At 73.4% G+C, this 12847-nt stretch carries 12 protein-coding genes; 3 read left to right on the top strand and 9 right to left on the bottom strand.

The annotated features are described in order from the left end of the window. The first annotated feature begins 187 nt into the window (after positions 1 to 187). Entirely contained in the window at positions 188 to 1585 is a 1398-nt protein-coding gene (locus ACIBIW_RS14525; RefSeq protein WP_399335744.1) for a radical SAM protein, read from the top strand. Next, positions 1578 to 2471: a hypothetical protein gene (locus ACIBIW_RS14520; RefSeq protein WP_399335742.1), complete on the top strand. Its 894-nt coding sequence runs from the start codon at positions 1578 to 1580 to the stop codon at positions 2469 to 2471. Before ACIBIW_RS14525 ends, ACIBIW_RS14520 begins: the two co-directional genes overlap by 8 nt. A 37-nt stretch (positions 2472 to 2508) precedes the next feature. On the opposite strand, the gene ACIBIW_RS14515 is transcribed toward ACIBIW_RS14520, so the two are convergent. From ACIBIW_RS14515 to ACIBIW_RS14500, 4 genes are all read right to left on the bottom strand, one after another. Beyond that, positions 2509 to 3417 (bottom strand): hypothetical protein, encoded by a 909-nt coding sequence (locus ACIBIW_RS14515; protein WP_399335740.1) that lies wholly within the window; start codon positions 3415 to 3417, stop codon positions 2509 to 2511. Positions 3418 to 3716: 299 nt separating this feature from the next. Next, positions 3717 to 5276 (bottom strand): FAD-dependent monooxygenase, encoded by a 1560-nt coding sequence (locus tag ACIBIW_RS14510; protein ID WP_399335738.1) that lies wholly within the window; start codon positions 5274 to 5276, stop codon positions 3717 to 3719. Positions 5277 to 5487: 211 nt separating this feature from the next. Then, on the bottom strand, positions 5488 to 5826 hold the full coding sequence (locus ACIBIW_RS14505) for a putative quinol monooxygenase (protein ID WP_399335736.1): 339 nt from the start codon (positions 5824 to 5826) through the stop codon (positions 5488 to 5490). A gap of 184 nt (positions 5827 to 6010) precedes the next feature. After that, complete coding sequence (locus ACIBIW_RS14500; RefSeq protein ID WP_399335733.1) at positions 6011 to 6841, bottom strand: enoyl-CoA hydratase/isomerase family protein; 831 nt, start codon at positions 6839 to 6841, stop codon at positions 6011 to 6013. Between the two features lie 196 nt (positions 6842 to 7037). On the opposite strand from ACIBIW_RS14500, the gene ACIBIW_RS14495 reads away from it, so the two are divergent. Next, positions 7038 to 8066, top strand: coding sequence for a 3-oxoacyl-[acyl-carrier-protein] synthase III C-terminal domain-containing protein (locus tag ACIBIW_RS14495; RefSeq protein WP_399335731.1), 1029 nt, complete (start codon positions 7038 to 7040; stop codon positions 8064 to 8066). A gap of 41 nt (positions 8067 to 8107) precedes the next feature. Here the strand turns inward: ACIBIW_RS14495 and ACIBIW_RS14490 are convergent, their stop codons facing one another. The 5 genes from ACIBIW_RS14490 to ACIBIW_RS14470 form a co-directional block, all read right to left on the bottom strand. Next, positions 8108 to 8956 (bottom strand): BTAD domain-containing putative transcriptional regulator, encoded by an 849-nt coding sequence (locus tag ACIBIW_RS14490; protein WP_399335729.1) that lies wholly within the window; start codon positions 8954 to 8956, stop codon positions 8108 to 8110. A gap of 456 nt (positions 8957 to 9412) precedes the next feature. Further along, positions 9413 to 9889: a MarR family winged helix-turn-helix transcriptional regulator gene (locus tag ACIBIW_RS14485; RefSeq protein WP_399335727.1), complete on the bottom strand. Its 477-nt coding sequence runs from the start codon at positions 9887 to 9889 to the stop codon at positions 9413 to 9415. A gap of 34 nt (positions 9890 to 9923) precedes the next feature. Beyond that, entirely contained in the window at positions 9924 to 10358 is a 435-nt protein-coding gene (locus tag ACIBIW_RS14480) for a hotdog fold thioesterase (RefSeq protein ID WP_399335725.1), read from the bottom strand. A 49-nt stretch (positions 10359 to 10407) separates the two neighbouring features. Beyond that, positions 10408 to 12015, bottom strand: a complete 1608-nt coding sequence (locus tag ACIBIW_RS14475) for an MFS transporter (protein ID WP_399335723.1) — start codon at positions 12013 to 12015, stop codon at positions 10408 to 10410. Positions 12016 to 12055: 40 nt separating this feature from the next. Continuing rightward, entirely contained in the window at positions 12056 to 12766 is a 711-nt protein-coding gene (locus tag ACIBIW_RS14470; protein ID WP_399335720.1) for an HAD family hydrolase, read from the bottom strand. Positions 12767 to 12847 lie beyond the last annotated feature (81 nt).

Here is a 12847-nt window from a genome sequence, read left to right as displayed (position 1 = left end):
CGGGACCCCGCCCCTGCGCTCCCCCGCGCCGGGACCCGTCCCGCCGGGGCCGCTCCACCATGGCGGTGCGGCCGGGTCCCGGTGCGACGGACCGCCCCACGTCCCGCGCGCGCCGAGGTACGGGGCGCACGGGCGGCAGGGCCGTCGTGCGCCAGCCGGACAGTGACGAGCGGCTTGGAGCGATTCATTGAACGGACATTCCGACGTCTTCGCCATCCCGCTGGAGGACGAGGCGTATCTGGTGTACGCGCCGCTGCACGGCGTGGCCTTCGCGGCCAGCGAGGCCATGACGGCGGCGGTGTCCGACGTCCTAGCCGGGGGGCAGGGCGACGCGAGCGTGGCCGCGCTGGTCGAGGAGACCGGGCTGCGGCGCAGGCCGCGGCCGCCCGTCACCCGCCGCCGGGGCACCCCCGAGCCGACCGAGGTGACGCTGTTCCTGACGACGGCGTGCAATCTGCGCTGCACCTACTGCTACGCCTCGGCGGGCGACGCCCCCGCCAGCTATATGTCCATGGACGTGGCCAGGCAGGGCATCGACTTCGTCGTCGCCAACGCCAAGCGGCAGGGGGCGCCGTTCGCCGGGGTCAACTACCACGGCGGCGGGGAGCCCAGCGTCCACTGGAACCTCATGACGGAGTCGCTCGCCTACGCGCGCGAGCAGGCGGGCGACCTGGAGGTCATCGCCGCGTCGGCGGGGAACGGGGTGTTCACCGACCGGCAGATCGACTGGATGATCGCCCATCTCAACGGGGGGATGAGCCTGTCCTTCGACGGGCTGCCCGAGGTGCACGACAAGCACCGGCCGACGGTGCGGGGCACGGGGTCGAGCGCCCGTGTCATGCACACCATGCGGCGCTTCGCGGAGGCTGACTACCCCTTCGCGGTGCGGCTCACGGTCACCGCCGAGCAGATTCCGCTGCTGCCGGACTCCGTGGAGTTCGTCCTGTCGAACTTCGCGCCCCGGCGGGTGCAGGTGGAGCCCGCCTACCAGCTCGGCAGGCACGAGGGCGAACCGGACGCGGAGACCGAGGAGTTCATCGCGGCCTTCCGCGAGGCGCAGGGCCGGGCCGCGCGGTACGGGCAGGAGCTGCTGTACAGCGCCGCCAGGGTCGGCACCGTCAGCAACCACTTCTGCGGCATCACCCAGGACAACTTCTGCCTGACGCCCTCGGGGAACGTGTCGGCCTGCTTCGAGGCGTTCGCCGAGGACAACGAGTTCGCCGACGTCTTCCTCTACGGGGCGCCCGACGCGGACGGCTACGCCTTCGACATGGACCGGCTGGAGCGGCTGCGGGATCTGGGGGTCGAGAACCGGTCCTTCTGCGACGGCTGCTTCGCCAGGTGGAACTGCGCGGGCGACTGCTACCACAAGTCGCTCGCCGCCAACGGGCGCGGCGAGTTCGTCGGCTCGCAGCGCTGCCACATCACCCGCGAGCTGGTGAAGGACCAACTGCTCACCCGGATCGCCCAGTCGGGCGGCCTGATGTGGCGGGCCGGGCAGGAGACGCCCTGCGCCGTGCACGGAGCCCAGGAGGGCGCGGCGTCCGAACTCGCCGCCGCCGCGGCCGGAGGTGACCATGAATGACGTGATGCTGCCCTGGCCGCGCCCGCGGCGCCCGGGCAAGGGTGGGGAGAAGAAGCCGCAGGCCGCGGCGCCCCGCTACGAGATCCAGCGGGTGAACGCCGACGGGTCCACCGGCCCCGTGGAGATCCTGCCCATCACCAGGCCGCCGTGGGAGGCGAAGTCGGGGCGGCGCGGCTTCCTGGGCGCCGGGATCGCCTCGTCGGTCGCGGCCGCGCTGCTGCTGAGCGGCTGCGACGACAAGGGCTCCGACACCCCCACGTCCCCTTACCCGGGCTCGTCGGACTCCTCGTCGCCCTCCGACTCCCCCTCGCCGTCGGACTCCCCCGGCGACTCCACGGAGCCCACCGAGACCTACTCGCCGCCGGACACCGAACCGGCGTACACACCGCCCGACACCTACTCGCCGCCCGACTACGACGACCCGCCGTCCTATGAGATCGGCGGCGGCACCGGCGGCCAGATCTGTACCTGCAACAAGGTCTGCACCTGCATCCCCGTCTGCCAGGCGCACCAGCTCCTCAGCCCGGACCCGGCGGTCAGGAGGCTCGCCGAGACCGTGGTGGTCGCCATGGGGCCGCGCGAGCTGCCGTATCTGCGGTGGGCCGAGCGCGAGGCCACAGGACCGCTGCGGGAGCGGGTGGGCGAGCTGATCGGCGAGGTGTGCGGCGGCCGGCGCCTCACCCGCGACGACCTCGACGACCCGGGCTGCGCGGACCTGCTCGACTCCCCCGACCCGGTGGTCGCGCTGATGGCGGCGCAGGTCCTCACGCTGCGCGCGCTGCGTCTTGGGACGGGGCTCGGCGGCGCCACGGGGCGGCGGGCCGCGGCGGCGCTCACCGCGGGCGGCGAACTGCACCGCAGGCGGGCGCCCGCCTGGAGCCGCTGAGGGGCGGGCAGGCGGGCGCGGGTGCCGTGCGGGGCTGTCAGCCCTGGACGTCCACCGTGATCGGCGCCTCGTTGTTGGCGAGGTCGGCGTCGTAGTCGGGGTCGATGTCGTAGACCGACGTCGCCTTCGCCGAGCCCTTGGCGGTGCCCTCGGTGCCGGCGCCGATCTTCAGGCCGAAGGTGTACGGGTACGAGGACGTGGCGTCCAGGGTGTAGTCGGACGGGGCGCACACGTACTGGGGCTTGCCGGGCTCGCCGGGCTCGCCGCTCGGGCCGTCGATGTGGAACGGGGTGCAGTCCCCGGGGACGTCGACCGCGGTGGTGCCCTTGGGGATGTTCACCAGCAGCGCCGCCTGGTCGTCGCTGGCGTTCTGGCGCACCCAGCCGGGGCCGTTGTTCTTCAGGGTGGCCGTCACGTCGACGGTGTCGCCGGGCGCGCCCGCCGCCTTGTCGCCTGCCGCCTGGAGGTCGGCGGTGTTGTCGGCGCGCAGCGTGAGCTGGTCGAGGCTGTCGCCCGGGTCGGCGCCGGTGGCGCTGGTGCCGTAGCCGATGGTCTCGAAGAGTGCCTTGTCCAGCACCTTCACCGGCAGCGACAGCTTGGTGCTCGCGCCGGGGGCTATCGCCTTGTCCAGGTGGCAGACCGCCTCCTTGACCTGGTCGGCGTCGGTGCCGTAAGAGCAGCCGGCCACGGGTCCCGGGAAGTCGAGGCCGCGGGTGAGGGTGGTCCTGAAGACGATGTCGCGCGCGGTGGCGGTGCCCTCGTTGGTGATCGTCACCGACTGGTGGTGCACGGTGCCCGGTTCGAAGCCGTCGTCGGTCAGCGGGGACCACACCAGGTCGGGGGTTCCCTCCGCGCCCTGCGCCAGGGGGGCGAGTACGGCCAGGGGCACGGCGACGGCGGCGGTCGCCACGGCGGCGGCCAGGGCGGAGGGGGGTCGAAGGCGCATGGGGGTCTCTCCAGGTCGGTCGGGAAGCGTGCTCGGTGACGGGCCAGGGCCTGGCGGCCGGAGGGACGGCCTGCGGCCGACGGCCCCGCGGGCCGCCGTCGCCCCTCGGAAAGGCCGCGTTTCCCTGGACGTCATGTCTTAGACAGGCGGACCTCGCCGGGGGTTGCACGGATTTCCCAGCCGCCTCATTGGTCACAAACGGTCGCTCTCCTTCCGCTTCCTGACGGCGAATTGGCCCCGAGGCGCGGGTACACCGGGGAGTCCCCGGGTGCACCGGGGAGCCGGTCGCCGCCCGCGCGTCACAGCTCCCGCATCGCCCGGCCGACGGCCTGCCCGACCGCTCCCGGGTCGCCCATCCCGACGCGGGCCAGGACGTGCCCGTCGGGCCGTACGAGAACCGCGGCGGGGGCCGTGCCCAGGGCGGCGGCGAGGGCGCGGGGTGCGCTCGCGGGGACGTCGAGGGACGCCACGCCCTCGGGCAGTGAGGCACGGGCGCGGTCCTTGGCCGTGCCCCACCGGGGGTTGCCCGCGGCGCGGCCGGGCCACAGCAGGACGGTGAAGGTGTCGGCGGCGATGGCGGGCCAGTGCCCGGCGCCGGGTACGGCCCCGGGCGCGCCGCCGAGCCTGAGCGGGAGCCTGGCGCCCTCGGGTGCGGGATCGGGGCGGCCGGGGAGCGGGAGGCGGCGGCGTGGCCGCTCGCCGTAGTGGACGTCGGCCTGGCTCAACTGGGGTGCCACATAGCGCTGGAGCAGCCCGGTGCGGTGGGCCGCGCGGACGGCCGTGTCCCGCACGGCGATCTTGTAGCGGCTGCCGACGACGCCGAAGCGGGTCTGGAGGGCGGCGGCGCGTGCCACCTGGTGGACGACGGGGCGCCGCTCCGCGTCGTAGGAGTCGAGCACGCGCGCGTCGAGGGTGCCGCGCAGGACGCCTCCGAGCTTCCATCCGAGGTTGACCGCGTCCTGGATGCCGGTGTTCATGCCCTGGCCTGCGGCGGGGCTGACGATGTGTGCGGCGTCCCCCACGAGGAAGCAGCGGCCGTGCCTGAAGGTGGCCGCGGTGGCGCACCGGATGCGGTGGACGGTGCTCCAGTTCAGGCTGCCGACGGTGTTGGTGCCGGGGGCGCGGTCGTCGACGAGTTCCTGGAAGAGCGCGCGCGAGGGCGGGGTGGCGTCCTCGGTGTGCGGTACCGAGACGGCGATGCGGTAGCGGGCGCCCCCGAGCGGTGCCAGTACGAGGGCTCCGGTGCGGGAGTAGCAGTGGTGCGCCAGGCGTTCGTCGAGCGCGGTGTCCATCACGGCGTCGGTGATGGCGATGCTGACGTTGACCTGGGGGCCCTGGTAGTCGATGGCGAGTTCCTTGCGGACGGTGCTGTGGGCGCCGTCGGCGCCGATCAGCCAGTCCGCGGTGGTCTCCTCGACGGTGCCGTCGGCGTGTTCGAGCTTGGCCTCGGGGCGTCCGCCCGAGGTGTCGAGGCCGGTGAGGCGCACCCCCCGCTCGATCTGGCCGCCCAGTTCCTCAAGGCGCCCGCGCAGCACGGTCTCGGTGTCGCTCTGCGGGATCATCAGGGCGAAGGGGTAGAGGAGATTGTCGAGCCGCCTGACGAGGGTGCTGCCGAGGTGGCGCCCGTAGGAGTAGTAGGCGAGTCCGTCGCACTGGTGGCCGCCGTCGAGCAGGGCGTCCACCACCCCGACGCGGTCGAGCAGTTCCAGGCTGCGGGACCAGATGACGTTGGAGCGTGAGTGCTGCGAAGGGCGCCGGTCGGCGTCGACGAGGCGTACCTCCACCCCCTGGCGCAGCAGTTCACAGCCGAGGACGAGGCCGACGGGGCCGCCCCCGACGATCAACACTCGCTGGTGCATGCGTGTCTCCTCACTGGGGCGCGTGGTGGCCCCCGAAGGTGGAGACAGCGGTGCCCCCGAACAATGTGACACCCCCCGGTTGTGGATCACGGGAGACCGCGGACAGAGCAGGACAAGACCCGGACGAGGTCCCCTTGCGAACCCCTTGCCGTTCACTGAAGCCCCAGTTCGCAGCGGGCGGAGGCGGTGCTTCCGGGGCGTGTGGCCGGTGTCAGGTAAGCGGCTGGATGTGGAACTCCCGCACGGTCTCGGTCGCGCTGAGCCGTGCGGTGGCGGGTTCGGCGAGCCAGCCGCCCTGGGCACGGACGTACTCCTGGGCGTGCGGGAGCGCCATGTGGCGGTCCATGGCGTCCTGGTCGCGGTACTCCTCGCGGAAGAAGAACAGCCCGGGCTCCGTGGGGTCCTCGTAGAAGCCGAAGGCGATGACGCCGTCTTCGGCGCGGCTCGCGGTGCGCAGGGCGGTGGCCGCTGCCAGGAACTCGGCGCGCCGGTCGGCGCGGATGCGGGCTTCCGCGGTGAGCACCACAGAAGGTGCTGCGGTCGAGGGCATGTCGCCCCTCTCGGGTACGGCGCGGCCACGGGGGTGTGCCGCGCGGTCGGTCGGCGGCGCCCCAGGGAACCGACCGGGCGGCCCCGCCGCCTGCGCCGGCCCCCGAGCGCCCTCAAAGCGTTTCAAAGTGCTGCAACACGTTCACAACACGTCAGAGAGGCTAGGCCACCTCCGTGTCCCGCGGTCAGAACACCGGCTTGCGGCGCGCCCGCACGGCCCGCATCGCCTCCGTGAAGTCCGGGCTCTCGAAGGACTCCCGCATGAGCGCCACCGACTCGGCGACTGCTGCCTGCGCCCCCTGGTCGAGGCCGCGCAGGACCTGGCCCTTGATCGCGGCGAGGGAGGCGGGTGAACAGGTGGCGGCGAGTTGACGGGCGTACTCGGTGGCGCGGTCCTTCACCTCCGCGCGCGGGGTGACGTACTGGACGAGGCCGATGCGCAGCGCCTCGCGCGCGCCGACCGGGCGGGCGGAGAGCAGCAGGTCCATGGCGGCGCCGGTGCCGACGAGGCGCGGCAGCAGCCAGGCCGCGCCGTACTCGGCGACGAGGCCGAGGCGGGCGAAGACCGTGGAGAGCTGGGCGCTGTCGGCCAGGAAGCGGACGTCGGCGCCGAGCGCGTGGACCAGGCCGAGCCCCGCCGCGCTGCCGTTGACGGCCGCGACGAGCGGGGTGCGCAGGGTCAGCGGCAGGTGCGGGGGGTGTCCCAGGTGCTCGGCGAGGTCGCGGCGGGCGGCGGGCCCGGTCAGCTCGTCGAGGAGCGCCGGGGTGGCGCCGGAGCAGAAGCTGCCGCCGTCGCCCGTGACGACGATCGCGCGTACCCGCGGGTCGCGGTCGGCCTCGGCGAGGGCGTCGAAGTAGCCGCGGAACATCGCCAGGTCCATGCCGTTGCGGCGCTCCGGCCTGGCGAAGGTGACGGTGCGTACGGCGTCGTCCGTGGTCACGCGAATGCCGGAGTCGGTGCCTGAGTCGTTGTCCGGGTGGCTGTCTGCGTCGGTATCCGGGTGGGTCTCGGCCATGGGTGCGGCGCCTTCTTTCGGTCGTCGTGGTGTGCGCGTTCGCGCCTGCGGGCTCCCCTCGAAGGGGTCTTCACTCTTCTCCGGCCCCGAGAGACAGAACTCTGTTATAGAGTAGAGGTCTGTCCTCAGACAGTGGTCTGTCATTTGCGTCTGTGGGGCCGCAGGGCCTCACAGACGCAGCGATCGAGGAGGCCCCGTGCGCCTGTCAGAGCCCCTGGGCATGTCCGGTCTGTACGCCTGGCTGCCGCCCGAGTCCGACCGTGCCGCCGACGCCGTCGCCCAGGGCCGGGTCGAGCCGGACACCGCGGCGGAACTCGGCTACTCCGCCCTGCCCGTCGCCGTGTCGGCGCCGCCGGAGATGGCGGTGCTCGCCGCCCGCGCGAGTCTCGACGCCGCCGCCGTCAAGCCCGCCGAGGTGGGCATGGCGCTGCACGCGTGGCTGCACCACCAGGGCCATGACCTGTGGTCGCCCGCGCACTACATCGCCCATGAACTCGGGATCGCGGCCGCCGCCCCGCTGGGCGTCCAGCAGCTCTGCAACGGCGGGGCCGCCGCCGTCGAACTCGCCGCCGCCAGGCTCCTGCTGGAGCCCGGCCTCGGATACGCCCTGATCACCACGGCCGACCGGTTCGCCGAGCCCGGTTTCGACCGCTGGCGCAGCGACTACGGCATCGGCTACGGGGACGGCGCCACGGCGCTGCTGCTGCACCGCCTCGGGCCCGACGGCGCGGAGCTGACGCTGTACGCCGTCAACACCAGGGCCGCGCCCGAGCTGGAGCGCATGCACCGCGGTGACGACGCGTTCAGCCCCGCAGCCCGCTGGCACAGTCCCCATGTCGACATGCGCCGTACCAAGAAGGCGTTCCTCGCCGAGCACGGGATCGAGACGTTCGCGGCGGCCGGGCGGGAGCGCATGCACGCGGTGCTGCGGGCCAGCCTGCGCGACGCGGGCCTCGCCGCGGACGATCCGCGGCTGCGCTGTGTGGTGCTGCCCCGGCTCGGCGCCAAGACGCTGGACCAGGCGTACCGCCCGGCGATCGCGGAGGTCACCGACGCGGAGATCGTCGACCTGGGGCGCGACACGGGCCATCTCGGCGCGGGCGACACCGCGGCCAACCTCGCCGCACTGAGCGCCCGCGGCATCCTCTCCCCCGGCGACAGGGCGCTGGTCGTCAACGCCGGGGCCGGGTTCACCTGGTCCTGCCTTCTGGTGGGGCGGGACTGACGGTGCCCCGGGGCCGCCCCGCGGCGCCCCGGGGCAGATGCTCAGCCCTCCCCCACGGCGGCCCGGCGCAGCCCGGCCCTGTCGGGCACCCCGGTGAGGCCGAACCAGTCGGGCGACGGCGAGTCGAGCGCCGGGTCCGCCGTCAGGATCGCCTGCTGGAGACGGAGCAGACGGGGGGTCGGCTCCAGGCCCAGCTCCTCCACCAGGCGCTCCCGCAGGGTCCGCAGCGCGGCCAGCGCCTCCGCGCGCCGGCCGCAGCGGTACAGCGCGAACATCAGATGGCCATGGAGGGTTTCGTGCAGCGGATGCTGGGTGACCAGATGCCGCAGTTCGCCCACCAGGCGCTGGTGCCGGCCGAGGCACAGATCGGCGGTGATGCGCCGCTCCGTGGTGTGCAGCCGCCGCTCCTCCAGTTGGAGGATCTGCGACTGGATCAGCGGGCCCGCCTCGACGTTGGCGAACGGCGCCCCCGTCCACAGAGCCAGCGCCTCGTGCAGGAGGTCGGCGCCCGCGGTGAAGTCACCGGACTCGACGGCCTCGGTGCCGAGCCGGTCGAGCCGTCGGTATTCGGCCAGGTCGATCCTGAGCCATCGGGTGCTCAGCCGGTAGCCGCCGCCCTCGCCGACGATCAGCTCCGCCGCGCCCGCCGCGGCACGGTCGCCGAGCGCCTCCGCAAGGGAGCGGCGGAGCTGGCTCACATAGGTCTGCACGGTCGCCGTCGCGCTCTGCGGCGGTTCCTCCGCCCAGAGTTCCCGTACCAGGGCCGAGGTCGCCACGGCCGAATTCGCCATGCTTGCCAGAACGGCGAGAACCACCCTTGGTTTGGGTGCGATCGCCACTTTGTCCACAGCGTCTTTTAAAGACAGTGGACCAAGAATCCTGATATCCATTGCATCCCCCACGCAACAGGAATTGGCCAAGGCAGTCGAAAATGTTCATCGGGTACCCGGCGCGGAGCCCCGGTCGCGAGGACCGGGCGTCCTGCTGAGTGGAACCCCCGTTGAACTGGCCGACTGGCCCGTGACGCGGACACATCCGCGCCGCGCTATGGGCGTCGGCACTTCCACTGCGGAAGCCAGGGCTCTTGTATGAAAAGCGTGGAATCTGAGGGCTGGAAAAAAATCGACGCGGAATGCGTCACGCCCGACCCCCCGGTCCCCCGACTGCTGTGCGCCTGGCTTCTAATTCACTGAACAACCCTAGCAGACGCGTATATAAAGATCTCGTTTCGGATGAAGTGGGCAGCACTCTTCCGGTTGATGAATTCTGCGCACCCGTTCGAGGGGGGATGTTTGTGCGTATCGATGCGTCCGCGGCGGGAGAGGGGCGACGGGCCGGGGGCGGGCTCAGTCGTCGGAGGGTTCCAGCAGGTCGGCGGCGCGGTCGAGGAGGCGGCGGAACTCGGCGGTCTCCGCGGCGCTGAAGCCTCCGGTGAGCCGGTCCATCACGCCGGCGACCGCGGTACGGCCGCGGGCGGCGACCGCGCGCCCCTCCTCGGTGACACAGGTGACGAGCACCTTCTGGTGGAGGGGCGACGGGCGCCGCTCGACGAGTCCCTTGTCCTCCAGATTGGACAGGACGGTGGCCATGGTCTGCGGGGTGACGAGGCAGGCGCGGGCGAGTTGCGCGGCGGACATGCCGTCGGCGCGGGAGAGCAGGGTGAGGGTGTCGTACTGCGGGACGGTCAGGTCGAACGCCCGCAGGGCCCCGCGTTTGCGGCCGACCAGGGCGAGTTCGGCCCGCCTGAGCGCATGGCCCAGGGCCTCGGGGCCGGTGTCGGCGGCGTCCTGGGCGCCGGTGTCGACGCCCGGTGAGTTCCGCATGCGTGCACTATCGCACAGCGTGCCGCGGCGGCCCTCACCTGCGCCGTCCCGGCCCGGTGAAGGTGCAGGTCAGACGGGCCGTGCAGACGAGACGGCGGCCCTCGTCCATGATGTCGACGCCATAGCTCGCACAACTGCGGCCCACGTGCAGCGGGCGGCAGACGCCGGTGACGAGCCCCGAGCGCACCGCGCGGTGGTGGGTGCAGGACAGTTCGAGGCCGAGCGCGATCCGGTCGCCGCCCGCGTGCAGCCATGCGGCCAGGGAGCCCAGGGTCTCCGCGAACACCGCGCTGGCGCCGCCGTGCAGCAGCCCGACGGGCTGGCGGTTCCCGGTGACGGGCATGGTGCCCTCCACCAGGTCGGGGCCGTACGAGGTGAGGGTGATGCCCATACGGGCGATGAGTTGCTCGTCGCGGAAGGGCGCGAGGATCTCGACGGGTCCGAAGCAGGTGGGCGGGGCGCTTGTCATGGCCGACTCCTTGGCTTGTGGTCCTGGGCGGGCGGCGACCCGGGCGGGGTCAGCCGCCGTCGGTGGTGGCGCCGACCGCGTCCTTGCCGCCGCCGTCCACAGCCGCGGGCGCCCCGGCGGCCTCCGGCCGGCGGCCGGTGAGGAGCAGCCCGGTGAGCAGGGCGCTGAGCGCGCAGCCTGCGGCGACGATCCACAGCGTGGCGTGCAGTCCGCTGGTGTAGGCCGCCGCCGCGGCGTGGGTGAACGCGTCCACGTCGGCGCCGGGCGGCAGTCCCCGGGCGGCGCCCGCAAGATCGCCCTGGAGCAGCCGGGAGGTGAGCGTGTCCACCCCGGCCGGGTGGGCGGCGGTCTCCGCGTGGTGCGCGAGGCTGCGGCCGGTGAAGCCCGCGACCAGGGCGCCGAGTCCTGCCATCGCGACCACGTCGGAGGTGAGCCTGACGGTGCTGAACATGCCCGCCGCCATGCCCATGCGCTCCGGCTCCACGGTGGACACGGAGGCGTTGTCGAGCACCCCGAGGGCGAGGCCGTATCCGACGCCGATGCACAGCAGCGGCCCGGCGAGGGTGGTGACGGGGGCGCCGGGGCGCAGCACCGTCAGCCAGGCGGCGCCCGCTGCGGAGAGTGTCAGCAGCGCCACGAACAGGGTCCTGGTGCCGATGCGCGAGCCGGCGGAGCCGACCAGCACGGGCACCAGCAGCGAGGGCCCAGTGAGCAGCAGCAGGACGGCGCCGATGCGGGCGGGCGACATGCCGTCGACGCCGCTGAAGTATGGCGGCAGGACGATGACGAGGGCGACGAAGCTGAACGCGAGGACCACGGGCACCAGGCAGATCGCCGCGAACTTCGGTTCGAGGAAGAGCCGCAGGTCGAACATGGGCTCCGCGGCCCGCCGTTCGATGAACGCGAACAGCACGACGAGCAGGACGCTCCCGGCGAGCGAGCCCAGTACCAGGGTGTTCGTCCACCCGCGCCCCGAGCCCTCCACGAGCGCGAGGACGAACAGCGCGACGGCGAGGCTGAACGCCGCGGTGCCGGGCCAGTCGAAGCGGCTGTCCGCCACGGGCACGGGGGCGGGCAGCAGCGGGGCGACGGGGACGACGAGCGCGGCGAGCACCGCCATGGTGAGGAACACCCCGCGCCATCCCGAGAGCCCCACCAGCAGGCCGCCGACCATGGGTCCGAAAGCGAGCCCGGCGCCGAAGAAGGTGCCGAACATGCCGAACGCCCTGGCCCGCCCGGGGCCGTCGTAGGCGCGGGCGAGCATGGCGGTGACGCTGGCGAGCGAGGCGCCGCCGCCGAAACCCGCGGCGGCGCGCGCCACGTTGAGCAGCACGATGTCCCCGGCGAGGCCCGCGACGGCCATGCACACCGCGAAGAACGCGAGGCCCGCGATGAAGACGCGGCGGTGGCCGACCCGGTCGGCGAGCGAGCCCATCCCCGCCATCGAGCTGGAGGCGGTGAGCATGTAGCCGTCGACGACCCACTGGGCGGCGGGCAGCCCGCTGTGCAGGTCGGCGCTGATGTCGGGGACCGCCACGGAGGGCGCCGTGACCACGAGGGTCATCAGCGGCCCCGCGACACAGGCGGCGGTCAGGGTGGCCTTCGGGTTGCCGCGTGCGCGGCGGCCCGCCGGGCCTTGCGCTGGGGTGGGGGACAAGGGGGGCTCCGCTTCTGGGGTGGCCTGGTGGATGGTTCTGTCAGGCGTGCAGCCGCCGGGTGCCCGCGACGGGGGCCGCGGACAGCTCGGGCCAGCGGCGCTCGCGGGCGACGGCGAGGACGGCGGGGTTCTCCCCCACCACCGCGGCGTTGCCGACGGCGCCGAGCAGGTCGAGGTCGCCCGCGTCGTCGGCGTACGCGTAGCAGTCCTCGGGCGCTGCGCGGTGTGCCGCCATCGTCGTGAACGCCGCCGCGGCCTTGTGGGCGCCGAACATGGCGTGCGCCACGCGTCCCGTGAGCCGGCCCTCGGCGTCGGTCTCGGGCCTGGTGCACAGCACCCGGTCGATGCCGAGGTCGTCGGCGACCGGCTGGAGGCAGGGCAGCCAGGAGCCCGACACCACGACGGTGAGGTGCCCGGCCTCCTGGTGGGCGCGCAGCGCCCGCACCGTCGCGTCGATGTACGGCACGCCCCCGGCACGGAGCTTGCCGAACCAGTCCCGGCCCTCCGCCATCACCTGGTCGAACGGGGTGCCGGCGAGGAGTGCGAAGTACTTCGCGTTCACCTCGGCGGCGCTCCCGCCCGCGGCGGCGAACCGGCGCAGCGGCTCCACCCGGCGATCGTACGAGGCCGGCTCGGGGTCGGACGCCGCGATGTGGTGGCGCAGCAGCTCGAAGAGGCCCTTCATCGCGGTCAGGGTCTCGTCGGCGTCGAAGAACGCCACGACGGGCCGCGCGGCGGTGGTGTCGCTCATGGGTGGTGTCTCCTTGTGTCGCTTGGGCTTCACGGGGTGCGGCGGGGGGCGGGCGCCCGGCGGACGCGGGGGCGCGCGGCT

The sequence above is a fragment of the Streptomyces sp. NPDC050560 genome (assembly GCF_044457285.1).
GTDB lineage: Bacteria > Actinomycetota > Actinomycetes > Streptomycetales > Streptomycetaceae > Streptomyces.
Note: the sequence above shows the minus strand (reverse complement) of the source record. Positions and strands in the feature narration are given on the sequence as shown.